23 protein-coding genes and 2 tRNA genes are annotated in these 26692 nt (G+C 60.5%); 16 read left to right on the top strand and 9 right to left on the bottom strand.

Annotated features, from left to right (window positions below; all coding sequences use genetic code 11):
• Window positions 1-147 precede the first annotated feature (147 nt).
• A tRNA-Cys gene (locus P7F28_RS12325) sits at window positions 148-221 on the top strand.
• 113 nt (window positions 222-334) lie between these two features.
• Window positions 335-829, top strand: a complete 495-nt coding sequence (locus P7F28_RS12330) for a GNAT family N-acetyltransferase (protein ID WP_277183904.1) — start codon at window positions 335-337, stop codon at window positions 827-829.
• Here the strand turns inward: P7F28_RS12330 and P7F28_RS12335 are convergent.
• Both P7F28_RS12335 and P7F28_RS12340 read right to left on the bottom strand, forming a co-directional pair.
• Complete coding sequence (locus P7F28_RS12335) at window positions 824-1699, bottom strand: cytochrome c oxidase assembly protein (protein ID WP_277184772.1); 876 nt, start codon at window positions 1697-1699, stop codon at window positions 824-826. The two genes, P7F28_RS12330 and P7F28_RS12335, sit on opposite strands and share 6 nt — an antisense overlap.
• Entirely contained in the window at window positions 1699-2310 is a 612-nt protein-coding gene (locus P7F28_RS12340; RefSeq protein ID WP_277184773.1) for an SCO family protein, read from the bottom strand. The genes P7F28_RS12335 and P7F28_RS12340 overlap by 1 nt, the downstream gene beginning before the upstream one ends.
• A gap of 257 nt (window positions 2311-2567) precedes the next feature.
• On the opposite strand from P7F28_RS12340, the gene otsB reads away from it, so the two are divergent.
• Together otsB and otsA are read left to right on the top strand one after the other, a co-directional pair.
• The gene (gene otsB, locus P7F28_RS12345; protein ID WP_277184774.1) at window positions 2568-3320 is read left to right on the top strand and encodes a trehalose-phosphatase; all 753 of its coding nucleotides are present in this window, start codon (window positions 2568-2570) and stop codon (window positions 3318-3320) included.
• On the top strand, window positions 3320-4699 hold the full coding sequence (otsA, locus tag P7F28_RS12350) for an alpha,alpha-trehalose-phosphate synthase (UDP-forming) (RefSeq protein ID WP_277184775.1): 1380 nt from the start codon (window positions 3320-3322) through the stop codon (window positions 4697-4699). The genes otsB and otsA overlap by 1 nt, the downstream gene beginning before the upstream one ends.
• A gap of 51 nt (window positions 4700-4750) precedes the next feature.
• Here otsA and P7F28_RS12355 read toward each other — a convergent pair whose 3' ends face one another.
• The gene (locus P7F28_RS12355; RefSeq protein ID WP_370467306.1) at window positions 4751-6625 is read right to left on the bottom strand and encodes an ABC transporter ATP-binding protein; all 1875 of its coding nucleotides are present in this window, start codon (window positions 6623-6625) and stop codon (window positions 4751-4753) included.
• Window positions 6626-7417: 792 nt separating this feature from the next.
• Between P7F28_RS12355 and P7F28_RS12360 the strand changes: the two genes are divergently transcribed.
• The 3 genes from P7F28_RS12360 to P7F28_RS12370 all read left to right on the top strand — a co-directional run bounded on the left by P7F28_RS12360 (window position 7418) and on the right by P7F28_RS12370 (window position 10068).
• Window positions 7418-8482 (top strand): glycosyltransferase family 4 protein, encoded by a 1065-nt coding sequence (locus P7F28_RS12360; protein WP_277184777.1) that lies wholly within the window; start codon window positions 7418-7420, stop codon window positions 8480-8482.
• A 263-nt stretch (window positions 8483-8745) separates the two neighbouring features.
• Complete coding sequence (locus P7F28_RS12365) at window positions 8746-9567, top strand: hypothetical protein (RefSeq protein WP_277184778.1); 822 nt, start codon at window positions 8746-8748, stop codon at window positions 9565-9567.
• Between the two features lie 27 nt (window positions 9568-9594).
• Window positions 9595-10068 carry a DUF2214 family protein gene (locus P7F28_RS12370; protein WP_277184779.1) on the top strand — a complete coding sequence of 158 codons (474 nt, stop codon included), beginning with the start codon at window positions 9595-9597 and terminating at the stop codon, window positions 10066-10068.
• 6 nt (window positions 10069-10074) lie between these two features.
• On the opposite strand, the gene P7F28_RS12375 is transcribed toward P7F28_RS12370, so the two are convergent.
• The 5 genes from P7F28_RS12375 to P7F28_RS12395 all read right to left on the bottom strand — a co-directional run bounded on the left by P7F28_RS12375 (window position 10075) and on the right by P7F28_RS12395 (window position 13098).
• Window positions 10075-10758, bottom strand: a complete 684-nt coding sequence (locus P7F28_RS12375) for a glycosyltransferase (RefSeq protein ID WP_277184780.1) — start codon at window positions 10756-10758, stop codon at window positions 10075-10077.
• Window positions 10759-10907: 149 nt separating this feature from the next.
• A tRNA-Val gene (locus P7F28_RS12380) sits at window positions 10908-10982 on the bottom strand.
• Between the two features lie 79 nt (window positions 10983-11061).
• Window positions 11062-11799: a DNA polymerase III subunit epsilon gene (dnaQ, locus tag P7F28_RS12385; protein WP_277184781.1), complete on the bottom strand. Its 738-nt coding sequence runs from the start codon at window positions 11797-11799 to the stop codon at window positions 11062-11064.
• Window positions 11800-11816: 17 nt separating this feature from the next.
• Complete coding sequence (gene rnhA / locus P7F28_RS12390) at window positions 11817-12278, bottom strand: ribonuclease HI (RefSeq protein WP_277184782.1); 462 nt, start codon at window positions 12276-12278, stop codon at window positions 11817-11819.
• The gene (locus P7F28_RS12395) at window positions 12271-13098 is read right to left on the bottom strand and encodes a class I SAM-dependent methyltransferase (RefSeq protein ID WP_277184783.1); all 828 of its coding nucleotides are present in this window, start codon (window positions 13096-13098) and stop codon (window positions 12271-12273) included. The genes rnhA and P7F28_RS12395 overlap by 8 nt, the downstream gene beginning before the upstream one ends.
• Window positions 13099-13160: 62 nt before the next feature.
• Here P7F28_RS12395 and gloB point away from each other — a divergent pair, with 62 nt between their 5' ends.
• From gloB to P7F28_RS12430, 7 genes are all read left to right on the top strand, one after another.
• The gene (gene gloB / locus P7F28_RS12400) at window positions 13161-13979 is read left to right on the top strand and encodes a hydroxyacylglutathione hydrolase (protein ID WP_277184784.1); all 819 of its coding nucleotides are present in this window, start codon (window positions 13161-13163) and stop codon (window positions 13977-13979) included.
• A 159-nt stretch (window positions 13980-14138) separates the two neighbouring features.
• Window positions 14139-15800, top strand: coding sequence for a transglycosylase SLT domain-containing protein (locus P7F28_RS12405; RefSeq protein WP_277184785.1), 1662 nt, complete (start codon window positions 14139-14141; stop codon window positions 15798-15800).
• Window positions 15801-15903: 103 nt separating this feature from the next.
• A complete protein-coding gene (locus P7F28_RS12410) occupies window positions 15904-17136 on the top strand; it encodes a nitrate/nitrite transporter (protein WP_277184786.1) in 1233 nt (410 codons plus the stop codon).
• A 304-nt stretch (window positions 17137-17440) separates the two neighbouring features.
• Window positions 17441-18583 carry a glutamine-hydrolyzing carbamoyl-phosphate synthase small subunit gene (carA, locus tag P7F28_RS12415; RefSeq protein WP_277184787.1) on the top strand — a complete coding sequence of 381 codons (1143 nt, stop codon included), beginning with the start codon at window positions 17441-17443 and terminating at the stop codon, window positions 18581-18583.
• 34 nt (window positions 18584-18617) lie between these two features.
• Window positions 18618-21872 carry a carbamoyl-phosphate synthase large subunit gene (gene carB / locus P7F28_RS12420; RefSeq protein ID WP_277184788.1) on the top strand — a complete coding sequence of 1085 codons (3255 nt, stop codon included), beginning with the start codon at window positions 18618-18620 and terminating at the stop codon, window positions 21870-21872.
• Between the two features lie 113 nt (window positions 21873-21985).
• Window positions 21986-22462, top strand: coding sequence for a transcription elongation factor GreA (gene greA / locus P7F28_RS12425; RefSeq protein ID WP_277184789.1), 477 nt, complete (start codon window positions 21986-21988; stop codon window positions 22460-22462).
• Window positions 22462-22977, top strand: a complete 516-nt coding sequence (locus P7F28_RS12430; RefSeq protein ID WP_277184790.1) for a DUF4149 domain-containing protein — start codon at window positions 22462-22464, stop codon at window positions 22975-22977. The genes greA and P7F28_RS12430 overlap by 1 nt, the downstream gene beginning before the upstream one ends.
• Window positions 22978-23037: 60 nt before the next feature.
• On the opposite strand, the gene P7F28_RS12435 is transcribed toward P7F28_RS12430, so the two are convergent.
• Complete coding sequence (locus P7F28_RS12435) at window positions 23038-23574, bottom strand: YhbY family RNA-binding protein (RefSeq protein ID WP_277184791.1); 537 nt, start codon at window positions 23572-23574, stop codon at window positions 23038-23040.
• A 285-nt stretch (window positions 23575-23859) separates the two neighbouring features.
• Here P7F28_RS12435 and P7F28_RS12440 point away from each other — a divergent pair, with 285 nt between their 5' ends.
• Both P7F28_RS12440 and ftsH read left to right on the top strand, forming a co-directional pair.
• On the top strand, window positions 23860-24534 hold the full coding sequence (locus P7F28_RS12440) for an RlmE family RNA methyltransferase (RefSeq protein WP_277184792.1): 675 nt from the start codon (window positions 23860-23862) through the stop codon (window positions 24532-24534).
• A 184-nt stretch (window positions 24535-24718) separates the two neighbouring features.
• The gene (gene ftsH, locus P7F28_RS12445) at window positions 24719-26605 is read left to right on the top strand and encodes an ATP-dependent zinc metalloprotease FtsH (RefSeq protein WP_277184793.1); all 1887 of its coding nucleotides are present in this window, start codon (window positions 24719-24721) and stop codon (window positions 26603-26605) included.
• Window positions 26606-26692: the final 87 nt, after the last annotated feature.

The raw sequence follows: 26692 nt of genomic DNA on the forward strand, positions 1-26692 counted from the left end.
TCAGTTGGTAGAGCGCAACCTTGCCAAGGTTGAGGTCGCGAGTTCGAGACTCGTCTCCCGCTCCAGTCAAAGGGGAAGCACAGCTTCCCTTTTTGTTTGGTGGATTGGTCGGCTTCGTTAAAGCGATCGACACCAACATCCGCTTGTGGCGCGGTAGCAAAGCGGTTATGCAGCGGCCTGCAAAGCCGTTTAGACCGGTTCGACTCCGGTCCGCGCCTCCACTTTAAAAGCCCTGATCCGTCAGGGCTTTTTCTTTTCCCGCGTCGGCTTTTCGTAGGCGGCGCGCGGCATAATTTCGTGTCTTTGTATTGCGCATGCCGCTATCCCGATTCCCATGACCGACCGACTCTCCGACCTTGAATGGCGCTGGAAGCGCTTCGACGATCTCACCAGCACCGAGGTGTACGACATGCTCGCCGCTCGCAGTGCAGTGTTCGTGGTCGAGCAGAATTGCGTGTATGGCGATATCGACGGGCTCGATCTCGATGCGTGGCATCTGTTCGCTTATGCGCCCGGTGAAACGCGTCCTGCGCTTGCGGGTTATCTGCGTGTGTTGCTGCCTGGCTTTCCGCAAGAGCAAGAGAAGGACGTGCGCATTGGCCGCGTGCTGACGACGGCGAAGTTTCGCGGCTTCAAGCTCGGCAACGCCATGCTCGAACGCGCGCTCGAACATATCCTCGCACAATGGCCGGACGAGCCGGTGAGCCTGCACGCGCAGGCGCATCTGCAAAACTTTTATGGCGCGTTCGGCTTTATGCCTTCGTCCGGTATTCACGATGAAGACGGCATTCCGCACGTGTGGATGCGTCGCCCGGGCTTTCCTTCATGATGCTGCGCGCTTCGTGCTGCTGATGCGCCCACGCGGAGCACGTCGTTCGTGACGCAGGCGCGAGCGCGCCGATAATCGCAGCCAGTGACGCAGCGCGATCAACGCGCCGATCACGCTCATCATCGAGCCGGGAATCCAGAGCAGAAGGCCGCCGATCTGCTGATCGCGCATCGGCGTGATCCAGGTGAAGGCGCGGCCGCAGATCGAATAGATCGGATACAGCTCGTGCGGCGTGAAGAAGATATACGCGCCAAGGATGATCTGCGGCGGAATCGCGGCGATCACCACGAGAATGCGTCGGCCGGGCGCGAGTCGCGCGGGCGGCGCGGGACGCGGATCGAGTACGAGCCACCAGAACAGCAGACCGTCGATCACCATGCTCCAGTTCATCGCGCGATAGAGCCGGTAATCGAGCATCGCCTTGAAGTGGATGGGCGAGAGCAGCCAGAAATAGATCAGGCCGACGAACAGCACGACCGCGACTATCGGATTGAACACGATATCGAAGAACACGCGCGCGGGTTTGCTCTGCGTTGCGGGCCGCAGAAAGCGCTGACGCCACGCGAACGGCACGCCCGCACGCAGCGCCGCGCCCGGATACGACAACGCGATAAAAAACGGTCCGAGATGATGCAGCACCAGATGCTGCAAGCGATGCATAAAGAACTCGTGCTCGAAGAAGTAATCGAGCCGCGTATGCAGCGCGATATAAAGCGCGCTCAGTCCGAACCAGAACGAAATCCGCCGCGCGATCGATACACGCGCATGCCGCGCGCCGCGCGCGAACAGAACGGCCGCGACGAGCACGCAGATCACCACGGTCGGCGATGGCTCCCACGGATCGAGCCAGTAGAGCAGGGACGTCAACATCAAGATTCCTTTGCCTGAGTGGAGGCAATTACGCGTTTGAGGTCACCAGCGATGGCGTCGATCGAATCGTGATCGGTGGCGAGCAGGCGCGCGTGGCCTTGCGCATCGAAGATATAGACGGCGGAGCTGTGCGTGACTTCGTACGCGCCGCTCGGATCGCGCTTCTCCATCTGATACGCCACGCGATATTGCTGTGCGACGGTTTCGATCGCGCGATCGGTGCCGGTCAGGCCGACCGCATGTTTATCGTCGAAGGCGCGCACGTAGGAGCGCAAAAGCGCGGGCGTATCGCGCGCCGGATCGACGGAGATAAACGCGATGCGCGTCTTGTCCGCGTCCGGTCCCACGCGCTCGAGCACTTGCATGAGGCGCGCCATCGTCTCGGGGCAGACGTCCGGGCAATGCGTGTAGCCGAAATAAACCAGCGTGGTCCGGCCCTCGAAGTGCTGACCGGTGACGGGCGCGCCGCCATCGTCGATAAGTTTGAAATCGAGATCGGGCAGATGGCCGGTGACATCGGTCAGATGCCACGGTTCGGCGGGTTTCGAACAGGCGGCAAGCGTGCAGAGCGCGAGCGGAAGCAAAAGGCGGGGAAGGAACGAAGCGTGCATCGATAGTTCTGAAAGGGTTCGGCAGCAGGAACATCCGGCTGCTATGTCTATCGCAAAATAGACGCCTTTGCAGGACCGACTGGCGCATCATCTCCGTTACAGCGTATTTTTGAGACAATTCGCCGCATGCAGGAAAGCGCATCGAAAGCGTGACGGACGAACACGTAAAGTTACAGCTTTCGAGGTCGCAAGCCTACGCGCGTATGATGCGCACCCATCCAGGGCAAACCCAAGGCAAAACCACAGGTCAATAATCGATGCAAATTCTTCCCGATTCCCTGTCTCTTGCCGAGACCGCTTTTTTCTTCGATTTCGACGGCACGCTGGTCGAACTCGCCTCCACGCCCGATGGCATCTTCGTGCCGCGTTCGGTGCCCGATATCCTCACTGCGCTCAGGCGCGCGACCAATGGTGCGGTCGCGGTGGTGTCGGGGCGCGGTATCGACAATATCGATTCGTTCCTGCAGATGCCCGATCTGCCCGTCGCCGGCATGCACGGCGCGGAACGGCGCGATTCGAATAGCGATGTGCAACGTATCGGCTTCAACGATGATCGGCTGCTGCGCATGGAGCATGTGCTCGAAGGCGTGGTTCAGGCGAATCCCGGCATGCTGCTGGAAATCAAGGGCGCGGCGCTCGCTTTGCATTACCGCAATGCGGCCGAGCGCGAACCGGCGGCGCGTGCGGCGACCGAAGCGCTCGTCAAGGAATACGCCGATGCCTACGTGCTCCAGCCCGGCAAGATGGTCTACGAGATCAAGCCGAAGGACGTCGATAAAGGCCGCGCGGTGCGCGCCTATATGAACGAGCCGCCGTTCACGGGGCGCAAACCAGTGTTTATCGGTGATGATCTGACGGACGAGAAGGGCTTCGCGGTCGTCAACGAGTTCGGCGGGCTGTCCGTGAAAGTCGGTCCGGGCGATACGGTGGCGCGGGCGCGGATCGAATCGGTGGAACTGTTGCTGGACTGGTTGCAGGTGATTGCGGGCACGGCGGGGAAGCACGCGTAATGGGGCGCCTGATTATCGTGTCGAATCGCGTCGCGCCGATTTCCGAAGGCGGCCCGGCGGCGGGCGGGCTCGCGGTCGGCGTGTACGACGCGCTCAAGGAAACCGGCGGCATGTGGTTCGGCTGGAGCGGCGATGTGCTCCACGAAGCGCCCGAAGGCATCAAGCTGGAAGAGCACGGACCGGTGACGTTCGCGACCATCGGCCTGGTCAAGCGCGATTACGACCAGTATTACCGTGGCTTTTCCAACGCGACGCTGTGGCCCGCGTTTCACTATCGCCCGGACTTGATCGAGTTCGATCGCAATGAATACGATGGCTATTGCCGCGTGAATCGATGGCTCGCGGAGCAGCTTGCGCCGCTGCTCAGGCCCAACGATGTGATCTGGGTGCACGACTATCACCTGCTGCCGTTTGCGCAGGCTTTGCGCGCATTGGGCGTGAAGAATCGCATCGGCTTCTTTCTGCATATTCCGTTTCCCGCGCCGCAGATTCTGTTGAGCGTGCCGCGCCATCGCGCCTTGATGGAAGCGATGTGCGCGTTCGATTTGCTCGGTTTCCAGACCGAGCCGGATTTGCGCGCGTTTTGCGAGTACATCGAAACGGAGGCGGGCGGCTCATTGCAGCGCGATAGCGCGAAGCCCGTGCAGATCAGCGCGTTCGGGCAGACGCTGAAGGCGGCGGCGTATCCGATCGGCGTGTATCCGGATGAAATCGCCGCGCTGGCGAAAGACGGCGAAAGCGGGCGCGATGTGGAGATCGTCAAGTCCACGCTGCATCATCGAAAACTGGTGATGAGCGTGGATCGGCTGGATTATTCGAAGGGTTTGGTCGAGCGATTTCGCGCGTTCGAGCGTCTGATCGAGCATCAGCCGAAGCAGCGCAACAACGTGTCCTTTCTGCAAATCGCGCCGCCCACGCGTTCGGACGTCGATGCCTATCGCGATATCCGTTTGCAACTCGAAGCGGAGTCCGGTCGCATCAACGGGCGATACGCCGAACTGGACTGGACGCCGATTCGCTATATCCATCGGCAGTACGAGCGGCCGGTGCTGGCAGCGCTGTTCCGCGAGGCGCACGTCGGCCTTGTTACGCCGTTACGTGACGGCATGAATCTGGTCGCGAAGGAATATGTGTCGGCGCAAGATCCGGACGATCCTGGCGTGCTCGTGCTGTCGCAATTCGCGGGCGCGGCGCGTGAATTGACGGCGGCGTTGATCGTGAATCCGCTCGATATCGACGATATGGCCGATGCCATCGGACGCGCGCTCGCCATGCCTTTGAACGAACGCAAAGCGCGCTACGACGAGATGATGGCGCAACTGCGCGAGAACAATGTCTCGGTCTGGCGCGATAACTTTCTGCGCGATCTGAAGGCGTAAAAAAGCCGCGATGCTTTCTTCAAGGCATCGCGGCTGTTTGTTTTAAAACTCTCAGGCAGGCTGCTTGTGCGGCGTAGCGACGATCGACGGCACCTTGCCGTGCTGCTTCGCCAGCAACTCCCGATACAAGCCCGGACGCTCGCGCAATTCCTGCGGCGAGCCATCGTCGATGACCTTGCCCGAACTCATCACGATAATGCGGTCGAAGTTTTGCAGCGTGGACAAGCGGTGCGCAATCGCGATCACTGTGCGGCCGACCATCAGCCGGTCGAGCGCCTGCTGAATCGCTTCTTCCGATGCGCTGTCGAGCGCCGAGGTGGCTTCATCGAGCAGCAAAATGGGCGCGTTCTTCAGAATGGCGCGCGCAATCGCGATCCGCTGTCGCTGACCGCCCGACAGCTTCACGCCGCGATCGCCGACGATGGTATCGAACCCTTCCGGCATCGCTTCGATAAAGTCCGTGCAGCGCGCCTCACGCGCGGCGGCGAGCACTTCCTCGCGGCTCGCATCCGGCCGGCCATACGCAATGTTCTCGAACACCGTGCGATGGAACAGCGAAATATCCTGCGGCACCAGCGCAATGGCGTGACGCAGACTGTCCTGCGTGATCGCCATGATTTCCTGACCATCGATCTTGGTGCTGCCTTTCTGCGTCTCGTAGAAACGTTGCAGCAGCGCCAGCACCGTCGATTTACCCGCGCCCGACTTGCCGATCAGACCAACACGCTGACCCGGCTCGATATGAATATTGAAGTTATCGAGAATCGGCCGGCGGCGCGGATACGCGAACGTGACGCCTTCGAAATCGACGCGGCCGCCCTGCGGCACGAGTTCGGTCGCATCCGAGCGATCCGGCATGCCATGCGGTTCCAGCAGCGTCTGAACGGCTTCGGCGAGACGCGCGACGTGCTGCGTGACATCGACGAGTGCGACGGCCAGATCGCGCGTGCCGTGAAGAATGGTGAAGCCGAGCGAACTGACCAGCACGATATCGCCCGAGGTCGCCTGACCCTTCGACCAGAGCCACAGCGCCCAGCCGAGCAGACCTGCCGACAGAATCGCGGTGATAACGGCGTGTAGCAGACGCAGCTTTTCGAGGTACAGCAAGCTCTGCTGCCGCGCGACCATTTCCGCCTTCACGGTCGAGCCGAAACGCTTTTGCTCGCGGAAGGTCATGCCGAACGCGCGCACCAGCGACATATTGCCGATCACATCGACCAGTTCGCCATCGACGGACGCCGCCTTCGACGCGAAGTTGTGATGCCGCGCCGACCCGCGTTTCGCCAGCCGATACAAAATCAGCGCCAGAATGATCGACGCGGTCATGAGTCCGGCCGCCATCAGCGGATTGACGGCAATGATCATGACGATCGCGCCCAGCACCGCGATACACGGCGGCAGAACGTTCCACGCCATCACGTTCTCGGACGTATAGATCGCGTTCGATGTCGCCGTGATCCGGCTTGCCAGCATGCCAGGCTGCTTCTCGGAAAAATAAGTCGGTGAATGGCCGCTGAGATACGAGAACAGGTCCTTGCGCAGATCGCCCGTGACGATCACGAACACGTGCGCGCCGACCCAGCCACCGACCCGCCAGAGCAGGTTATCGGCGGCGATCAGGCCGACCAGAATCATGAACGCGCCCCACAACGGACCCGGATGGCCGCGGCCCTGGCCGAGCACATCGATCAGATGCTTGATGGCGTATTGCGAAGCGAGCGCGCATCCGACTGCGGCAAACACGCTGAATAGAACGATGGCATGCGCAATCGGATGCCGGCGGATGTAGCGCAGCAAAAACGCGAGCGGGCGATGCGCATAGCTCGCGAGTTTTTCGTTGTGCGCGTTACGCTGGGAGACGGTGAGTTGGTCCAATGGTCTTTTTCGTCGTAGAGCGGTTGAGCGTGTGATGCGCCTTCGGGCCATGCTTCAACCCGTTTTCGGCGCGAGTGACGTCAAACAAGCGACGTGGCGCCGTCTCCATGCCTGAATTGTAGCCAGTATCACGGCGAGGCACGGCGTCTTCGGGCAATTGTTGCTCGGCGCCGTGTAACCGTCCGAACACAGTACACCATCGTTTCGACGCCGTAATAACCCATATCTGCCGATATCAAAAAACACTCGGTTCAGACATGGGCGCGCATTGTAAGCAAAACACGCGCATTTTTGCGATAAAGCCTGTGCCAGACCGGATCGTTGCACCTGGCGATCCGGGAAGAAAAGCATGTGGCGCGCCTGCACTGCCTGTTTGAACGTGCCGACATGAAATCGAAGCGCGACGGAAAGCCTGCGCGTCGTTCATGCATGACTGTCAATGTAGAACAACCTTAATAAACAGGGGTTTGCAAAATGTATCCCCCTTGTAACAAGGTAAATAAGTTGAAATGACTACGTCGGCAACCGTGTAAAAGGCTCCATAATTCGCTCCGGGTTTTCACCTAAAGTTTGTGACAGGTTTTTGTAGGAAGCGGTCAACCGCTAAAGCAGATGCGCGTTTATTGCTGGTGCGCGCGGCTTTTTGAGATATGGAATCGCTCTTGCTTTGTCCGCTCTTGCGCTAAACCCGGTGATCAGCGACCACGCTTTTTTCACTCGAGCATCAGCCCTTGCGACGCGGCCCGCGTGCCGCGACAGCTTCCGCCCGAGCCGAGCGATTCGCTTCTACAACGTCAACACGACATTAGTTTCAGCCTGATCTTTCATTAGGAGTTTCACGACATGCGAATCGCTCAAATCGCGCCCCTCCACGAAGCTGTTCCGCCGAAGCTCTACGGCGGCACGGAACGCGTGGTGTCTTATCTCACCGAGGCACTCGTGGATGCCGGACACGACGTTACGTTGTTCGCGAGCGGTGATTCGCAGACTTCCGCGAAGCTCGAAGCTTTCTGGCCGCAGGCGCTGCGCCTGGACCCGACCATCCGCGACGTGATGGCCCCGCACATGCTGCTGCTCGAAGAAGTGTGCCGCCGCGCGCACGAATTCGACGTGCTGCATTTTCACATCGACTATTACCCGTTCTCGCTGTTTGCGCGCCAGCCGGTGCCGTTCCTGACGACCATGCACGGCCGTCTCGACCTGCCGGAATTGCAGCCGATCTTCAACACGTTCAGCGACGTGCCGGTCATTTCGATTTCCGACAATCAGCGCCAGCCGCTGCAACAAGCTAACTGGCTTTCGACCGTGTATCACGGTCTGCCGGAAGATGTGCTCACGCCGATCCCCAATGTCGAACCGGGCTATCTCGCTTTCCTCGGCCGCGTTTCGCCGGAGAAGGGGCTCGACCGCGCGATCCGCATCGCCGGTCAGGCAGGCATGAAGCTCAAGGTTGCGGCCAAGATCGACAAGGCTGACCGTGCTTACTACGAAGAAACGATCAAGCCGCTGATGGCGCTGCCGCACGTCGAGTACATCGGCGAAATCGGCGAAGCTGAGAAGCGTGAGTTCCTCGGCAATGCGCACGCGCTGGTGTTCCCGATCGATTGGCCGGAGCCTTTCGGTCTGGTGATGATCGAAGCGATGGCATGTGGCACGCCGGTGATCGCGTTCAATCGTGGTTCGGTGCCGGAAGTGATCGAGAACGGCGTGTCGGGCTTCGTCGTGGAAGACGAACTCAGCGCGGTCGCCGCCGTGAAGCGTCTGGACACGCTGCCGCGCGCCCGCGTGCGTCAGGCGTTCGAAGAGCGTTTTTCGTCGAAGGTGATGGCTGCGAACTACGTCAGCGTGTACGAAGAAATGCTGCGTCAGAAGCGTCGCACCGTGCTGCGCGAAGTCAACGCGAGCTGAGGTTCCAGTCGCCGCAGTGGCATAGCGGCAATAGGAAAAAACAACGCCCCGCGCGCCTAAAGGCACGCGGGGCGTTGTCGTAATAGCACATTAGTGTCTCTTTTGGAGCGCTGGACCGCTCAGTCCGATTGAAACCTCTGACGAGAATTTCAATCTCCCTATAATGAGCGGGCTTCGCTGCGTGAATCTTTCTACACGCGCGAAGCGATTTCGCCGTCGCTGAATACACGCGGCGGCAGGCAACATGTGGACAGGAGTTTTCTTTGGCGAGACCCAAGCAAATCAGCGCGAGCCCGGCGCCGGGCGCGGGGACCGTGTTCGCACTGCGAGCCATCGGACTGGTGCTCGCGGCGCGATGGGCCTTTTCGATGGCGCAGATGGGCTACCTGTCCTCGTTGCGCGCGATGACTTCGTCGCCATGGGCCTGTATCAATCTCGTGCTTATCTTTCTGCTGGTCGTTCTGCCGGGCGCAAAGCCGCGCGCGGAGCGGCCGCTGCATCCGTTGCCGCAATGGTTGCGGCAGGCGCTGCGCTTTCTCGGGCTGCTGACGTTCGCGTTCGCGCTGTTTTCGGTGTGCGCGTTCGTGTGGACTTCCGGCTGGCGGCAATTCGTGCACGCGCTCGCCGAGACCAACGGCTGGCTGCTGGTCGGTCCGGCGCTGTACGCGGTCGTGATCTGGATTTGCCGGCCGCGCTCGCTGTGGCGGACGAATATCGCGGCGCGGCGCTTTTCTATCGGCCGATATGCGATTTCGCTTGATCCGGTGACGCGCACGGCTGTTGTGTGGGCGGAAAGCCGCAAACTCGGTCAGTACGATGCGCGCGAGTTGTCGCTGAAGTGGCCGGAGCCGGCGGCGGAAGTGCCATCGTCCACCATGCTCGCGACCGATCCGCCCACGTCGTACGTGCAATCGAGTGGGCAAGCGCGTCGCGGCGTGTTGGCGCGTCGTCCGAAAATCGAATTGCAGTGGAATTCGCCGGCAGCGGCGGGGCACAATCGGACCACCGTGTTTCGCGCGCCGCTTGTGAGCGTCAGCGATCGCCATACGGCCAAAGCGCTCGATATCACCTTGCGGCAGATCTGAAGACGTAACGAAAAGTCGGAGGTCGGGATGCTGTTACGCTGGTTGCTGGCCGCGCTTCATCTGCTTGCCTTCGGTTTCGCGCTCGCTTCTATATTGGCTCGAGCGCGGGCGCTGCGGCGTATCGATGCCGCGCAATCCGTGCAAGCCAACGAACTTCGATTACGCGATGTCTTCCGCTCCGACGCGGTATGGGGCATCACCGCGATCGTGCTGATCGTCACCGGCGTGACGCGCGCGTTCGGTGGCTTCGAGAAGGGCGGCTCGTACTATTTGCACGAGCCGCTTTTTCATTTGAAGATGACCGTACTGGTCATCATCCTGCTGATCGAAGTGTCACCGATGCTCGCGCTGATCAAATGGCGCGTCGCGCTGGCGCAGGGCGGGGCGATCGACCTGACGCGTGCGAAGCGCTTCGCGTGGATGAGCGATCTCGAAGCCGGACTCGTGATGGTGATGGTGATTGCGGCGAGCGGAATGGCGCGGGGCGTCTGGGCAGGGTAGCGCTTTTTAGTCGGCGTACTTTTCCCGATATCGCGTCAGCATGTGCCTCCAGCCGGGCGAACGGAAATCACCGTTGCTTCCGTGTACGACGCTGAGCGGCCATGTACCCATTGTCAGATGAGCGAGTTCAGCCTGACGGCAGAAATCCAGATCGTAGAAGTGAAAATCGAACTGCTCGTCGAAACGCACGCCGGACTGAATCAGGCGATCACTGTCGACGGCGAGCAAGAGGCCATCGAGCAGTTTGCAGGCGCGCCGTGATGGTCCGAAATTCGAGATCTCGTAAGGAAAGCCTTTGCCATTGCCGACGATACCGCTCAGAAAGCGCTTTTCGTCGCCGGTGAAATGCTCGTCGATGAAGAGCCAGGAAGGTTGCCGCGGTACACGGCGCGCATTGCCTGCGACGCCGACGATATCGAACATCCGCACGGCCTCGGCGATCTGATGGCTCCATTGGACATCACAGAAATGGACGTCGTCGTGAACGAACACCAAGATAGCCGGGCTTTCCCGGGCTTCTTCGATCGCGATGTTGTATATCGTGGAAAGGCCTTGGCTGTTTTTTGAGAAAAGCCGCAACTCAAACGGATTGAAGTATTGATGCGTGACCAACGATATTCCGGTTGCGGACTTCAGAAAGAAGTCTTCGTCCGATGCGCGGGTGCCGCAAACAACGCGGACAGGTTTCATGCTTGAACTTGACCTTTGATTACGATTACGCCAAAGGGGACAACGCTATCGTTCTGTTGGAGAATTTGGGCATACAAAAGAAAAAAGCCCAAGTCGTGAGACTTGGGCTTTTTGTTCTTCGGTGCTTGTCTTTACCAACACCAGAATTCTGGTGGGTAGTACTGGGATCGAACCAGTGACCCCTGCCGTGTGAAGGCAGTGCTCTACCGCTGAGCTAACCACCCGAAGAGAAGCAAGATTATGTCAGGCGTTTCGCATTTCGTAAAGGGGTTGCGAACGTAAAGTTAAGCGAATCTGAAAAAATTAAGCTGCGACGGTATCGCCTTCTGCGGGCGCGGGTTCGGTGCGCCAGACGCTGGTGCCTTTGGCCGCTTTGTCGAGATCGCTCAGCACGGCTTCGTGTGCGCTGAGTTCGTCGGCGCTGGCCGCGATCACCAGCAGATCGAGATCGTCCAATGCAATGGCCGATGTCGAGACGGAGCCGGGGATAGGCTGTTCGCCGAGCATGTCGATAACGAGGCTCTCCTGACCACGCGTCATCGACAGATAAACTTCGGCGAGCAACTCCGAGTCGAGCAACGCGCCGTGCAAGGTCCGATGCGCATTGCTGATGCCAAAGCGGTCGCACAGCGCATCGAGCGAATTGCGCTTGCCGGGGAACATCTGCTTGGCTTGCGCGAGCGAGTCGATCACGCCGGCGCACATCGTCGAGACTTTCGGCAAGCCGAGCAGCGCGAATTCCATGTCGAGAAAGCCGACGTCGAATGGCGCGTTGTGGATGATCAACTCCGCGCCCGTGATGAAGTCGCGCAACTGCGCCGCGATTTCCGCGAACTTCGGTTTGTCGCTCAGAAATTCGGTCGTCAGGCCGTGGACGGCGAGTGCGCCCGGATCGCTGTCGCGTCCGGGATTGACGTAGAGGTGAAGGTTATTGCCGGTGAGCCGTCGATTCATCAACTCGACGCAGCCGATTTCGATGATCCGATCCCCCGTCTTTGCATTGAGGCCGGTGGTTTCGGTGTCCAGTATCAGTTGGCGCATGTAATGGTGCCCTGCGTTCAGTTTGCTTCCGCAAGCGATGCAACGCCGCGATTGGCGAGCGCATCGGCGCGTTCGTTCTCGGGATGACCGGCGTGGCCCTTGACCCAACGCCATTCGATCTGATGCTGCGCGACGAGCGCGTCGAGCCGCTTCCACAGATCGGCGTTCTTGACCGGCGTTTTGGCGGCGGTCATCCAGTTCTTTTTTTTCCAGCCGTGAATCCACTCGCTGATACCTTTCTGCACGTATTGCGAGTCGGTATGGATCACAGCCGTGCACGGACGCTTCAGCGCTTCGAGCGCGGCGATCACCGCCATCAGTTCCATGCGATTGTTGGTGGTCGCGGGCTCGCCGCCGAATAGCTCTTTTTCGAGCGTGCCGAAGCGCAGCAGCGCGCCCCAGCCGCCGGGTCCGGGATTGCCTTTGCAGGCTCCGTCCGTATAAATGTCGATTACCTTGTTCTGTTCAGAATCAGTCATTGATCTCGTTGCGGGTATGCGGCGCGGCGACCGGCGCGAGTCCGGGCGCGAGCGCGGGTTTCTTGAGCCTGCGTGGGCCGATGAGCCGCATGCCGCGCACGCGCTTCACCGCCGTGATCATGTAGGCCGCGCCGAAAATGGGCCACCAGCGATCGCCCGCCGGTTCCATGAAGCTATAACGCTGGAGCCATTTATCCGTCAGAAGCGGCGGACGATAACAGCCGAAGCGCCCGCGTTCAAGATCGAATCCGAGCAGCTTGATCCAGTCCTTGATCCGCGTGAAGGCGATCATTTCGTGCGCCGCCGGCACGAACGGCCGCCCCGCGACTTTGCCGAGCGATTGCCGCGCGCCCCACAAACTCAACGAATTGAAGCCGAGAATGATCAACTGACCTTCCGGCACGAGCACGCGCTCTGCCTCTCTCAATAGCCGATGCGGATCGCGCGAAAATTCCAGCGTATGCGGCAGCACGAGCAGATCGACGCTTTGCGCTTCGAATGGCAGATCGAGCAGATCGCACCAGACGGTGCTCCGGCCATCCGGTGCGCTCGCTCCGGGCAAGGCGCTCACGCCTGCCGATGCAGCGTGCGGCACCGTATAAGGCGCGCTCGCGCCGCTTTCGGCATCGAGCACGAGCGCGCGGCCGGTCATGCGGTTTTCGCGCAGGGCATCGAGTTGCGGCATGCCGAGCTGCAACGCGTGATAGCCGAAAATGTCCGACACCACGCGATCGAGCTGCGCCTGCTCCCAGTCGAGCACGTAGCGTCCGGGCGCGGAGCTCGTCCAGGCGGGCCAGTCTATAATCGATCGCTCTGACATGTTCGAGTTGCCGCGTTGATGTTTGGCCTTAACTTTGGCTGTGTTTCGGCTACGGAATCGCTATGAATTCACCTGCCCAGAATGCGCTTGAATACGTGCCGGTCCCGGCGTTCGAAGATAACTACATCTGGATCGTGTCCGACTCGCGCAATGCCGTCGTCGTCGATCCGGGCGATGCCGCGCCCGTCGAGGCTTATCTTGCACAACGTGGTTGGCGGCTGTCCGCTATTTTACTCACGCACCATCACAACGACCATGTCGGTGGAGTGAAAGCACTGCTCGATAGCCGATCGGCCGAGGGTGGCGTGCCGGTGTATGGGCCTGCGAGCGAGCGTATCGATCATTTGACGCAACGCGTGTCGGGCGGCGATTCGGTGACGATCGAACATCCCGCACTGTCATTCACCGTGATCGATGTTCCCGGCCATACGGCGGGTCACATCGCTTATTTTCAGGTGGCCGATCCGAACGGCACGCCGCATTTATTTTGCGGCGACACGCTGTTCGCCAGCGGCTGCGGGCGTCTGTTCGAAGGCACCGCCGAGCAAATGCTCAATTCACTCGATGCGCTCGCCGCGTTGCCTGCCGAAACGCAAGTACATTGCGCGCACGAATACACGCTGTCGAATATCCGATTCGCGCGCGCGTGCGAACCCGGCAACGACGCGCTCGCCCGCTGGAGCGACGACGCGCAGGCGCTCCGATCCGCGGGCAAACCCACCTTGCCTACGACGATTGGCCATGAGCGCGCGGTCAACCCGTTCCTGCGCGCCGACGTCCCCGAGGTTCAGGCGACGCTTTCCACGCAATTCGGCCAGCCGATTTCCGACCGCCTCGAAGCGTTTCGAATGATGCGCGGCTGGAAGGATAAGTTCCGCTAACCTGAAGCAATTGTGGTCAACTTAATCCGAAACGTAGGAAACGTCGTTAGATCGCGGATTTTGCAGGGGTTTTACGTGCATTCTTATTGACGTCTTAAGTGTGGTTCCGTACCATCGGCTGCAAATTCCAAGCATTACCTTTTGGAAGCCGAGACGTTCATGCGACTAACACTTAGTGCGCTCGCCGTCCTGACGCTGGCCGCGTGCGCCAGCCAGGGACCGACAGCGCCCGCCACAGACACAGCCACCGCTACTCCTACCGAAGCCTCGCAGCAGAAAGTCGCCGACACCATTCGCCGCACCGCCGCAGCCAAGGAAACCATCAACGTAGACAAGACGCCAGTTACCTCGCTCGCGGGGTCGGCGGATCTTTGGGCGCGTATTCGCAATGGTTTCCAGATTCCGGACCTGCAAAGCGATCTCGTCGATATGCAGGTGAACTGGTACGCGCAACGGCCGGATTACGTCGAGCGCATGACCGGACGCTCGCAGAAGTATCTGTATCACATTGTCGAGGAACTCGAGCAGCGGCATATGCCGACCGAACTGGCGCTGCTGCCGTTCATCGAATCGGCGTTCAATCCGCAGGCGCTGTCGGTCGCGAAGGCTGCCGGTATGTGGCAGTTCGTGCCGGGCACGGGCCGCGACTACAACCTCAAGCAGAACATGTGGCAGGACGAGCGCCGCGACGTGCTGGCATCGACCAGTGCGGCGCTCGACTATCTCTCGCGTCTGCACGATATGTTCGGCGACTGGCGTCTGGCGCTCGCCGCGTATAACTGGGGCGAGGGCAACGTGCAGCGCGCCATCGCGCGTAATGAGGCGGCGGGCTTGCCGACGGACTACGAAAGTCTGCGCATGCCCAACGAAACGCGCAACTACGTGCCGAAGCTGCAAGCCGTCAAGAACATCGTCAGCAATCCGCAGATGTATGGGCTGACGCTGCCGGATATTCCGAATCACCCGTATTTCGTGACGGTGACCACCGCGCGCGATATCGACGTGACTATGGCGGCGAAGCTCGCCAGCATGAGTGTCGAGGAGTTCCGCTCGCTGAATCCGTCGTTTTCGAAGCCGGTCATTCTCGGCGCGACGAATCCGCAAATTCTGCTTCCGTTCGATAACGCCGCGACGTTCCAGCGCAATCTGACGTCATACTCGGGCGCGCTGTCGTCGTGGACAACGTATACGGTGACCGAACGCGCGCGTCCGGCCGCGATCGCTGAAAAAATCGGTGTCGATGCGGACACGCTTATGTCCGTGAACCGCATTCCGGCGGGCATGCGTCTGAAGCCGGGATCGACCATCGTCGTTCCCCGTAACGATGACGACGACGAAGATATCAGCGCCGACGTCGCCGAAAACGCCATGCTCGCCGTCGAACGTGATGTCCCCGACACGCGCAAGATGCTGATCCGCGTGCGTCGCCAGCAGTCCATCGGCACGCTGGCTGATCGCTATGATGTGTCGGTGGCGCAGATTCGCGCGTGGAACCGTACGCATCGCGAGACGTTTATGCCGGGGCAGGTCGTTGTGCTGCATGTGCCTTACGGCCGTGCGGTGCCGGCGGAGCCGGGTCCGGCGCGTATCGAGACCGTGTCGGCATCGAGCCGTTCGGCGGGCGGGGTATCGAAAATCGGTACACGTGTGCCGGCGTCGAAGAGCATGAACAGCACGAACAGCACCAAGGGCACGAAGTACAAGCCAGTCGCGGTGAAGAAGGTTTCGTCTCCGGCAGCGGCAAGCCCGCCCAAGGCAAGCACGAAGACTGCCAAACCGGCAGCCGCGCATTCGACCAGCAGCAAGTCGAAAAAGAAATAAGCCCGCGCGCGCTTCAGCTTTATTCCACGCCGTCACCAAGGTGACGGCGTTTTCGTTTGGCGACGCAGTTAAACTGGCGTTTCAAAAAAGCGCTGGTCACCGAATGTCGTCCACCACTCGCCTCAAAGTCTTCCTGCTTTTTGCTGCCGGATATTTCGTCTCGTACGTGTTCCGGGGCGTCAATCTAGGCTTCGCGCCGCTCATCACGCACGATCTCGGCCTTTCCGCCGCCGATCTCGGTTTGCTCACTTCGCTGTATTTCATCGGATTCGCGGTGGCGCAGATTCCGGTCGGCGTGTTGCTCGATCACTTCGGCCCCGCGCGCGTGACCGCGTCGATGCTCGTGTTCGCGGCGGCGGGGATTTGGGTGTTTGGTGCGTCGCACGGAATCGGCGGGTTGATGGTGGGGCGCTTGCTGATCGGCGTGGGTGTTTCGGTTTGCCTGAGCGCGGCGTTCAAGGCATCGGCGCAGCATTTTCCGGTGGCGCGGCTGCCGCTGATCAACGGTTTCACGATGGCCGTCGGCGGACTCGGCGGCGTGGTGGTCGGTTCGCCGCTCGCGTCGCTGCTGCATGTCGCGTCGTGGCGGCACGTTTGCGTGGGCCTTGGCGTGTTCACGCTGATCGTCGCGGCCGCGATTCTGCTGTTCGCGCCACGCAAGGCCGACAGCCATCATCAGGCGGATATCGTCACGCAGTTCAAAGGCACGTGGCACATCCTCAAGAGCGGCGCGTTCTGGAAGATCGCATCGTTTTCCGTCGTCACGCAAGGCGTGTTCTACGCGATGCAATCGCTCTGGATCCGCCCCTATCTGCTCGATGTCATGGGCCTCACGCCGGCACACGCCGCCGCGCTCGTTTCCGTGCTCGGCTTCGCGATGATGTTTGGCTGCGTCGGCTTCGGCGCGGCGGCGCGGGGGATGGAGCGGCGCGGGGTATCGGTCTATGCGTTTTGCGGATGGGGCATGGCGCTGTTCGTCGTCACACAGGTGTTGATGGTGCTGCGCGTGCCGCTGCCGCCCGTGCTGCTGCTCGCGGCGTACGGCGTGTTCGGCGGCGTCGGCATTTTGAGCTATGCGGTCGCTGCCGAATATTTCCCGACGCACATGATCGGCCGCGCGCATACCACGCTCACGCTCGTGATCTTCCTGCTGATCTTCTGCTTTCAGGTTGGCGTCGGCGCTATGCTGTCGCATTGGCCGGAAGAGGGCGGGCACTATCCCGTGACCGCGCACGTGACGGTCTGGGCGCTGTTGATCGCCATTCAGGTAGCCAGCGCGATCTGGTACGTTTTGCCCAGTCGCGTGCTGCATAAAACCGAACGCGCGGCATCCTGACCAAAAAGCTTAAGGGCAAGCAGACAGTTCCCAAATTTTGCGGATCGGGCGTTTTGCCGCTATAATTCGAAGGTTTGAGCATATCAACCCGCACCCTAGCGCCTACCTCCCACTTCCCGTTCACAAGCCGCGCAACCAGCACGCGCCGCGTGTCTCCGATCGCCCCGAGCGAATGACAACGGAGCCAGCCAAGCGAGACGCCGCTGCCACCGCGCGATGCGACACCGCGCCCGTCATCGGGCGGCGGGCGCAAGCCTGAAGGACAGACCGGTCGGTAACAGGGTGTTCCCCCAAGGAGTTTCCCGTGTTGCCGTCATTCTCCCCAGCACTTCTCGCACTTGCCGACGGCACGGTCTTTCGTGGTCAATCGATCGGCGCGCCCGGTTCGACGATCGGCGAAGTGGTGTTCAACACCGCCATCACCGGCTATCAGGAAATCCTGACTGATCCGAGCTACGCGCGCCAGATCGTTACGCTGACCTATCCGCATATCGGCAACTACGGCGTCAACGCCGAAGACGTCGAAGCCACCAAAGTCCATGCCGCCGGTCTCATCATCCGAGACCTGCCGGTGCTTGCATCGAACTTCCGTTCGGAGCAAAACCTCTCCGATTATCTGAAAGCGCAAGGCGTCGTCGCCATTTCGGGTATCGACACGCGCAAGCTCACGCGCATCTTGCGCGAGAAGGGCGCGCAGAACGGCTGCATTCTCGCCGGCTCCGATGACGAATCGAAGGCGCTCGGCCTCGCGCGCTCGTTCCCCGGACTTGCGGGCATGGACCTGGCGAAGGTCGTATCGACCGAGAAGTCTTATGAGTGGACGCAGACCGAATGGCGTCTGGGCAGCGGCTACGGCAAGCAGGAAGCGCCGAAGTTTCGCGTGGTCGCGTTCGACTTCGGCGTGAAGTACAACATTCTGCGCATGCTGGCCGAGCGTGGTTGCCACGTCACCGTGCTGCCCGCGCAATCCACCGCCGCTGATGCACTCGCGCTCAATCCGGACGGCATCTTCCTGTCGAACGGTCCCGGCGATCCGGAACCGTGCGATTACGCCATCGCCGCGACGAAGGAATTCATCGCGAAGGGCATTCCGACGTTTGGTATTTGCCTTGGCCATCAGATCATGGGCCTCGCGGTCGGCGCGAAGACCATGAAGATGAAGACCGGCCACCACGGCGCGAATCATCCGGTGAAGGATCAGGACGACGGCCGCGTGGTGATCACGTCGCAAAACCACGGCTTCGCCGTCGATGCCGCCACGCTGCCCGCCAACGCGAAGGTCACGCACGTTTCGCTGTTCGACGGCACGCTGCAAGGCTTCGCGCTCACGGATAAGCCCGCGTTCTGCTTCCAGGGTCACCCGGAAGCGTCGCCCGGCCCGCACGACATCGCGTATCTGTTCGACCGCTTCATCAAGTTGATGGAAGCGCAAAAGGTCGCAGCGTAAGTACGAACAGAACCGAACACCACAGAGCACAGTTATGCCGAAGCGTACAGACATCAAAAGCATCCTCATCATCGGCGCGGGTCCGATCATCATCGGTCAGGCGTGCGAGTTCGATTACTCGGGCGCGCAAGCCTGTAAAGCGCTGCGTGAAGAGGGTTATAAGGTCATCCTCGTCAACAGCAATCCGGCGACGATCATGACCGACCCGAACACGGCCGACGTCACGTATATCGAGCCGATCTCGTGGGAAGTGGTCGAGCGCATCATCGCCAAGGAGCGACCGGATGCGATTCTGCCGACCATGGGCGGACAGACGGCGCTGAATTGCGCGCTCGATCTGTTCCATCACGGCGTGCTGGACAAGTACAAGGTCGAGCTGATCGGCGCATCGCCGGAAGCGATAGACAAGGCGGAAGATCGCCAGAAGTTCAAGGATGCGATGACGAAGATCGGCCTCGGATCGGCCAAGTCGGGCATCGCGCATTCGATGGAAGAAGCGCTCGCCGTGCAGGCGCAGATCGCCGAAGCGACGGGCAGCGGCGGTTATCCGACCGTGATTCGTCCGTCGTTCACGCTGGGCGGCTCGGGCGGCGGTATCGCGTATAACAAGGAAGAGTTCGAAGAGATTTGCAAGCGAGGTCTCGATCTGTCGCCCACGCGCGAACTGCTGATCGAAGAGTCGCTGCTCGGCTGGAAAGAGTACGAGATGGAAGTGGTTCGCGATAAGGCGGACAACTGCATCATCGTGTGCTCGATCGAAAATCTCGACCCGATGGGCGTGCATACCGGTGACTCGATCACCGTTGCGCCCGCGCAGACGCTGACCGACAAGGAGTATCAGATTCTGCGTAACGCGTCGCTTGCGGTGCTGCGCGAAATTGGCGTCGATACGGGCGGTTCAAACGTGCAGTTCGCGATCAATCCGAACGACGGCCGCATGGTCGTGATCGAGATGAATCCGCGTGTGTCGCGTTCGTCGGCGCTGGCTTCGAAGGCGACGGGTTTCCCGATTGCGAAGGTCGCGGCGAAACTGGCGTGCGGTTATACGCTTGACGAACTGAAGAACGAAATCACCGGCGGACAAACGCCGGCATCGTTCGAACCGACGATCGATTATGTCGTCACAAAGGTGCCGCGTTTCGCGTTCGAAAAATTCCGCGAAGCCGACTCGCGCCTGACCACGCAGATGAAGTCCGTCGGCGAAGTGATGGCGATGGGGCGCACGTTCCAGGAATCGTTCCAGAAGGCGCTGCGCGGTCTGGAAGTCGGCGTTGATGGTCTCGATGAAAAGACCACCAGCCGCGACGAAGTGATTCGCGAAATCGGCGAGCCGGGTCCGGATCGAATCTGGTATCTGGGCGATGCATTCCGTCTCGGTCTGACGATGGAAGAGATCTTCGAAGAAACGTCAATCGATCCGTGGTTCCTGGCGCAAATCGAACAGATCATCCTGAAGGAAAAGGCGCTCGAAGGGCGCACGCTGGAAAGCCTTACGCGCGACGAATTGCTTTATCTGAAGAAGAGCGGTTTCTCGGATCGCCGTCTCGCCAAGCTGACCGGTTCGACGCAAACCGACGTGCGCAAGAAGCGTCACGAAATGAAGGTGCGTCCGGTGTACAAGCGCGTTGATACGTGCGCGGCGGAGTTCGCGACGAAGACTGCTTACATGTACTCGACGTACGAAGAAGAGTGCGAAGCGAGTCCGACGGACAAGAAGAAGATCATGGTGCTGGGCGGTGGCCCGAACCGGATCGGACAGGGTATCGAATTTGATTATTGCTGCGTGCATGCCGCACTCGCCATGCGCGAAGACGGCTATGAAACCATCATGGTCAACTGCAATCCCGAAACGGTTTCGACCGACTACGACACGTCCGATCGTCTGTACTTCGAATCGCTGACGCTGGAAGACGTGCTCGAAATCGTCGATCTGGAAAAGCCGGTTGGCGTGATCGTGCAGTACGGCGGTCAGACGCCGCTCAAGCTCGCGCTCGATCTCGAAGCGAACGGTGTGCCGATCATCGGCACGTCGCCGGACATGATCGATGCGGCGGAAGATCGCGAGCGTTTCCAGAAGCTGCTGCAGGATCTCGAACTGCGTCAGCCGCCGAATCGCACGGCGCGCGCGGAAGACGAAGCGCTGAAGCTGGCCGAAGAAATCGGTTATCCGCTGGTCGTGCGTCCGTCGTACGTGCTCGGCGGCCGCGCGATGGAAATCGTTCACGAGCCGCGCGATCTCGAACGCTATATGCGCGAGGCCGTGAAGGTATCGAACGATTCGCCGGTGCTGCTCGACCGCTTCCTGAACGATGCAATCGAATGCGATGTGGACTGCATTTCGGATGGCGAAGCCGTGTTTATCGGCGGCGTGATGGAACACATCGAACAGGCGGGCGTGCACTCGGGCGACTCGGCTTGCTCGCTGCCGCCGTATTCGCTGTCGAAGGAAACGGTCGATGAACTGAAGCGACAAACCGCCGCAATGGCGAAGGCGCTGAACGTGATCGGTCTGATGAACGTGCAGTTCGCGATTCAGCAAGTGCCGCAGGAAGATGGCTCGAAGAAGGACATCATCTACGTGCTGGAAGTGAATCCGCGGGCATCGCGCACGGTGCCGTATGTGTCGAAGGCAACGGGTTTGCCGCTGGCGAAGATCGCCGCCCGCGCGATGGTCGGCCAAAAACTCGCGCAACAAGGCGTGACGAAGGAAGTGATTCCACCGTATTTCAGCGTGAAGGAAGCGGTGTTCCCGTTTGTCAAGTTCCCGGCGGTCGATCCGGTGCTCGGGCCGGAAATGCGCTCGACCGGCGAAGTGATGGGCGTTGGCCGCACCTTCGGCGAGGCGCTGTTCAAGTCGCAATTGGCGGCGGGTTCGCGTCTGCCGGAATCGGGCACGGTGCTGTTGGCCGTGATGGACGCCGACAAACCGAAGGCCGTCGAAGTCGCGCAGATGTTGCACGAACTCGGCTATCCGATCGTCGCGACCAAGGGCACGGCGGCGGCCATTTCGGCGGCAGGTGTGCCGGTGGAGGTCGTCAACAAGGTGAAGGACGGCCGCCCGCATATCGTCGATATGATCAAGAACGGTGAAATTGCGCTGGTCTTTACCACGGTCGATGAAACGCGCGCCGCGATCGCGGATTCGCGTTCCATCCGCATGAGCGCGCAGGCCAACAAGGTCACGTACTACACGACCATGTCGGGCGCGCGCGCGGCGGTCGAGGGCCTGCGTTATCTGCGCGATCTGGAAGTCTATGATTTACAAGGGCTGCATGCTCGCCTAAACTAAGGCTTCGATTACTGGTCCAAGTATCACGAGCCGCGGTTAAGCGGTGTCTCTTCGCAAGGGGAGACGCGCTTAACCGCGGTAATTTTTTTGACGATTTTGTTTGTGGGTAGTCTATGAGCACGATTCCTTTGACGAAGCGCGGCGCGGAGTTGCTGCGCGACGAATTGCAGCGCCTGAAGGCCGTCGAGCGTCCCGCTGTCATCAACGCGATCGCGGAAGCGCGCGCGCAAGGCGATCTGTCGGAAAACGCGGAATATGATGCCGCGAAGGAAAAGCAGGGTTTCATCGAGGGCCGCATCGCTGAACTCGAGTCGAAGCTTGCCGCCGCGCAAGTGATCGATCCGACCACGGTCGAAGCCGATGGCCGCGTGGTGTTCGGCGCAACGGTGGAACTGGAAGACCTCGAATCGGGCGATACGGTGACGTATCAAATCGTCGGCGACGATGAAGCCGATCTCGACCACGGTCTTATCTCGGTCAGCTCGCCGATCGCGCGCGCGCTGATTTCGAAGACGGAAGGCGACGTCGCATCGGTGCAGGCACCGAGCGGCGCGCGCGAATACGAAATCATCTCGGTCCGCTACGTCTGATGCAACACCGTCTCTTTCGCATGGTCTCGATGCTGTGGGTCGGCAGTCTGCTGACCCTCGGCCTCGTCGCAGCACCGGTGCTGTTTTCCATTCTGGACCGTACGTCGGCGGGATCGGTGGCGGCGCAGTTGTTTCGCATCGAAGCGATCGTCGGTGTGATCTGCGCGTTGGTGCTGATTCTGATCGGCAATCGCTTCGTGAAAAGCGGCATTGTCGATTACAAGCGCGTGCGGTGGATCGTCGCGGTGATGCTGGTGTGCGTGTTGATCGGCTACTTTGCTTTGCAGCCGTTCATGAACTCGCTGCGCGTAGCCGCGCAAGAGGCGGGCACCGATCTCGCCAGTTCGCCGTACGCCACGAAGTTCGGCGTCCTGCATGGTATTTCCAGCGCGATCTATCTGATCGAATGCCTGTTCGGGCTGGCGCTCGTGTGGCGCTTGCCGGGCGCGGAGCCGGTGAAGATCGTGCCGAAGAGCAAGTCGGCGAAGATGGCGGCAAAACGCGCCCGCCGTTGAATTACTGATGTTCGTTTCAAAGCGGCGCGTGTGGCGTTCAACGTCACACGCGCCGTTCGATTATTTGACCGACTGGTGCTGACGTTTCGCGCTCGGTTGACGCTTCTTCGCACGCTTCACATTGCCGCCCGCGGTGACGCGTTCGTTGCCCAGCACTTTGAGCGTGGTCTTCTTCGGCTTCTTGAAGGCGGGTGCATCGCGCGTGATTTTCACGGCTTTGACCGTGCGCGGTGCGCGGCCCTTGGTTTCGCGATCGGCGACTTCGCCGGCGCTCGGCGGCATGGTGCTGCGGGTGCGCACGGCGCGGCTCTTCGGCGCGGCACCTTCGGGACGCCAGATCACCAGCAATTTGCCGATGTGTTGAATCGGCGCGGCGTTCAGACGATCGCAGATGTCGTCGTAGATCGCGACGCGTGCTTCGCGCTCGTCACCGAACACGCGGATTTTGATCAGTTGATGCGCTTCGAGGTGCACGCCGATTTCTTTCAGCACGGCATCGGTCAGACCCTCCGCGCCGACGAGCACGACGGGCTTGAGCGCGTGGGCTTGCGAGCGCAGGTCGGCGCGCTGGGCGGGAGAGAGTTTAAGTGCTGGCATGGGAAATAAGGGACTCGACTAAAATGTGGGCGGTTCTGGTTCGGCCGCTGCGGCGCTGCTGACAACAGCGCGCTCCATTCACGACGTTTCAGCCCACGAATAAACAAAATAGGCCGGATGCCGTCTTCCGGTGCGCATAAAGCGCCCGATGACCGGCCCGGCCGACAAGACGCGTATTATCCGCTAAAAGCATCGTTCGAGACAGTAAAACGACAGCAAATCCGCACCGGGCGCGCGTTCGCGTCGCGCGCGCAACAACGGTCGGGGCACCAGAGTTCAGTTTGAATGGCAAAGAATCGATTCAACACATCGTGGTTGCATGACCACATCAACGATCCCTACGTGAAGCTCGCGCAGCGCGAGGGCTATCGTGCACGCGCGGCCTACAAGCTCAAGGAGATCGACGAGCAGGACAAGCTCATCAAGCCGGGACAGGTGATCGTCGATCTCGGGTCCACGCCGGGGAGCTGGAGCCAGTACGCGCGCAACAAGCTCGCGGCGGGCGCGAAGCGCAACACGGAGCGCGAAGGCGGCATCGACGGCACGATCATCGCGCTCGATATTCTGCCGATGGACCCGATCGCCGACGTCACCTTTATTCAGGGTGACTTCCGCGAAGACACCGTGCTCGCACAACTCGATGAAATCGTCGGCGAGCGTCAGGTGGACCTTGTTATTTCCGACATGGCCCCCAACCTCTCCGGAGTTGCGAGTGCGGATGCGGCTCGCATCGAGCATCTTTGCGATCTGGCGCTGGAGTTCGCGCAGAACCACCTGAAACCGGACGGCGCGCTGCTGGTCAAATGTTTTCATGGCAGCGGGTACAGTCAAATCGTCGAGAAGTTCAAGCACCAGTTCAAAGTGGTGGCGCCGCGCAAGCCCAAGGCTTCACGGGACAAATCGTCCGAGACTTTCATTCTCGGGCGGCGGCTCAAGCATCCGGGCGCGAGTCCCGATTGACGCCTTTTCCGGCATTTCGACGAAAATCGACTCATTCACACATCGAAAATGCCGGAAAAAGTCCGTTTTCTGCTATATGCGCGGTAGATAAACGTTATGGCAGGGGCTAGCGGTCTGGATTAGAATGCTTTAGTGGCGCTGCAAGGTCGATGTATGCGCCCGTCAATGAGTGAGGAGTGGTGCTTTGAACAACAATATGTTCTCTAAGGCGGCAGTGTGGCTCGTGATCGCACTGGTGCTGTTCACGGTGTTCAAGCAGTTCGATAAGCCCCGCGTCCAGGAAGGCGTGTCCTATTCGCAGTTCATGGACGACGCGAAGAACGGCAAGATCAAGAACGTCACCGTTCAGGGCCGCAATCTCACGGTCACTCCGAGCGACGGCCAGAAGTACCAGATCGTGTCGCCTGGCGACATCTGGATGGTCGGCGATCTGATGAAATACGGCGTTCAGGTCAGCGGCAAGGCTGACGATGAACCGAATGCGCTCGTCTCCGCGCTGTACTACCTCGGGCCAACCATCCTGATCATCGGGTTCTGGTTCTACATGATGAGGCAGATGCAGGGAGGCGGCAAAGGCGGGGCGTTTTCGTTCGGCAAGTCGCGAGCGCGGCTGATCGACGAGAACAACAACGCCATCAATTTCACCGACGTCGCGGGTTGCGACGAAGCCAAGGAAGAAGTCTCCGAACTGGTCGATTTCCTGCGCGATCCGCAGAAGTTCCAGAAGCTGGGTGGTCGTATTCCGCGCGGCGTGTTGCTGGTCGGTCCGCCGGGAACGGGTAAGACGCTGCTGGCGCGTGCTATCGCTGGCGAGGCGAAGGTGCCGTTCTTCAGCATCTCGGGTTCGGACTTCGTGGAAATGTTCGTCGGCGTGGGCGCGGCGCGTGTTCGCGACATGTTCGAGCAAGCCAAGAAGCATGCGCCTTGTATCGTGTTTATCGATGAAATTGACGCGGTCGGTCGTCACCGTGGCGCGGGTATGGGCGGCGGTAACGATGAACGCGAGCAGACGCTGAATCAGATGCTCGTGGAAATGGACGGCTTCGAGGCGAACTCGGGCGTGATCGTGATTGCTGCGACGAACCGTTCGGATGTGCTGGACAAGGCGCTGCTGCGTCCGGGCCGTTTCGACCGTCAGGTGTATGTCGGTCTGCCGGATATCCGTGGTCGCGAGCACATCATGAAGGTGCATCTGCGCAAGGTGCCGATTGCGAACGACGTGGACGCATCGGTGATTGCGCGCGGTACGCCGGGCTTCTCGGGTGCCGATCTCGCGAACCTCGTGAACGAAGCGGCGCTGTTTGCGGCGCGTCGTGGCAAGCGCATCGTCGAGATGCAGGATTTCGAAGACGCGAAGGACAAGATTTTCATGGGTCCGGAGCGCAAGTCGGCTGTCATGCGCGAGGAAGAGCGTCGCAATACGGCGTACCACGAGTCGGGGCACGCAGTCGTCGCCAAGCTGTTGCCGCATGCTGATCCGGTTCACAAAGTCACCATCATGCCGCGCGGCTGGGCGTTGGGTGTGACGTGGCAGTTGCCGGAGCATGATCGTGTGAATCTGTATCGCGACAAGATGCTGGAAGAAATCGCGATCCTGTTCGGCGGCCGTGCAGCGGAAGAAGTGTTCCTGAATTCGATGTCCACGGGTGCTTCCAACGACTTCGAACGCGCAACGAAGATGGCGCGCGACATGGTTACGCGTTATGGCATGTCTGATGTGCTCGGCACGATGGTCTACGTCGATACCGAAGAAAACGGCATGTTCGGCAAGATGGGCGCGAAGTCGGTGTCCGAAGCCACGCAGCAGAAGGTCGATGCGGAAATCCGCCGTATTCTGGATGAGCAATATGCCCTCGCGCGCAAGCTGCTGGAAGACAATCGCGAGAAGGTCGAAGCCATGACCAAGGCGTTGCTCGAGTGGGAAACCATCGACGCGGACCAGATCACGGACATCATGCAGGACCGTCCGCCGCGTCCGCCGAAGAACCTGCCGCCGCCGTCGGGCGATACGCCTCCGGGCAGCAGCGGTGGCACTGAGGTCAAGCCTGGCAGCGCGCCGGCTACGGCCTGAAAAAGCTGAGTTACACGCTTTAGCATCGCAGGCCGGTATGCATCGCATACCGGCCTGTTTGTTTTTGGCCTCAAGTTTCCGACGCCA

The sequence above is a fragment of the Caballeronia sp. BR00000012568055 genome (assembly GCF_029439455.1).
Classification (GTDB): domain Bacteria; phylum Pseudomonadota; class Gammaproteobacteria; order Burkholderiales; family Burkholderiaceae; genus Caballeronia.

Excerpts from the sequence above, each read along its gene's own strand:
- dnaQ (WP_277184781.1), bottom strand. The coding sequence starts at position 11,799 with ATGCGCCAACTGATACTGGACACCGAAACCACCGGCCTCAATGCAAAG.
- P7F28_RS12395 (WP_277184783.1), bottom strand. The coding sequence starts at position 13,098 with ATGTCAGAGCGATCGATTATAGACTGGCCCGCCTGGACGAGCTCCGCG.
- greA (WP_277184789.1), top strand. The coding sequence starts at position 21,986 with ATGAGCACGATTCCTTTGACGAAGCGCGGCGCGGAGTTGCTGCGCGAC.
- P7F28_RS12430 (WP_277184790.1), top strand. The coding sequence starts at position 22,462 with ATGCAACACCGTCTCTTTCGCATGGTCTCGATGCTGTGGGTCGGCAGT.
- P7F28_RS12360 (WP_277184777.1), top strand. The coding sequence starts at position 7,418 with ATGCGAATCGCTCAAATCGCGCCCCTCCACGAAGCTGTTCCGCCGAAG.
- P7F28_RS12435 (WP_277184791.1), bottom strand. The coding sequence starts at position 23,574 with ATGCCAGCACTTAAACTCTCTCCCGCCCAGCGCGCCGACCTGCGCTCG.
- otsB (WP_277184774.1), top strand. The coding sequence starts at position 2,568 with ATGCAAATTCTTCCCGATTCCCTGTCTCTTGCCGAGACCGCTTTTTTC.
- carB (WP_277184788.1), top strand. The coding sequence starts at position 18,618 with ATGCCGAAGCGTACAGACATCAAAAGCATCCTCATCATCGGCGCGGGT.
- P7F28_RS12335 (WP_277184772.1), bottom strand. The coding sequence starts at position 1,699 with ATGTTGACGTCCCTGCTCTACTGGCTCGATCCGTGGGAGCCATCGCCG.
- P7F28_RS12410 (WP_277184786.1), top strand. The coding sequence starts at position 15,904 with ATGTCGTCCACCACTCGCCTCAAAGTCTTCCTGCTTTTTGCTGCCGGA.
- P7F28_RS12355 (WP_370467306.1), bottom strand. The coding sequence starts at position 6,625 with ATGGCCCGAAGGCGCATCACACGCTCAACCGCTCTACGACGAAAAAGA.
- P7F28_RS12405 (WP_277184785.1), top strand. The coding sequence starts at position 14,139 with ATGCGACTAACACTTAGTGCGCTCGCCGTCCTGACGCTGGCCGCGTGC.
- rnhA (WP_277184782.1), bottom strand. The coding sequence starts at position 12,278 with ATGACTGATTCTGAACAGAACAAGGTAATCGACATTTATACGGACGGA.
- P7F28_RS12340 (WP_277184773.1), bottom strand. The coding sequence starts at position 2,310 with ATGCACGCTTCGTTCCTTCCCCGCCTTTTGCTTCCGCTCGCGCTCTGC.
- gloB (WP_277184784.1), top strand. The coding sequence starts at position 13,161 with ATGAATTCACCTGCCCAGAATGCGCTTGAATACGTGCCGGTCCCGGCG.
- otsA (WP_277184775.1), top strand. The coding sequence starts at position 3,320 with ATGGGGCGCCTGATTATCGTGTCGAATCGCGTCGCGCCGATTTCCGAA.
- P7F28_RS12440 (WP_277184792.1), top strand. The coding sequence starts at position 23,860 with ATGGCAAAGAATCGATTCAACACATCGTGGTTGCATGACCACATCAAC.
- P7F28_RS12330 (WP_277183904.1), top strand. The coding sequence starts at position 335 with ATGACCGACCGACTCTCCGACCTTGAATGGCGCTGGAAGCGCTTCGAC.
- P7F28_RS12375 (WP_277184780.1), bottom strand. The coding sequence starts at position 10,758 with ATGAAACCTGTCCGCGTTGTTTGCGGCACCCGCGCATCGGACGAAGAC.
- P7F28_RS12370 (WP_277184779.1), top strand. The coding sequence starts at position 9,595 with ATGCTGTTACGCTGGTTGCTGGCCGCGCTTCATCTGCTTGCCTTCGGT.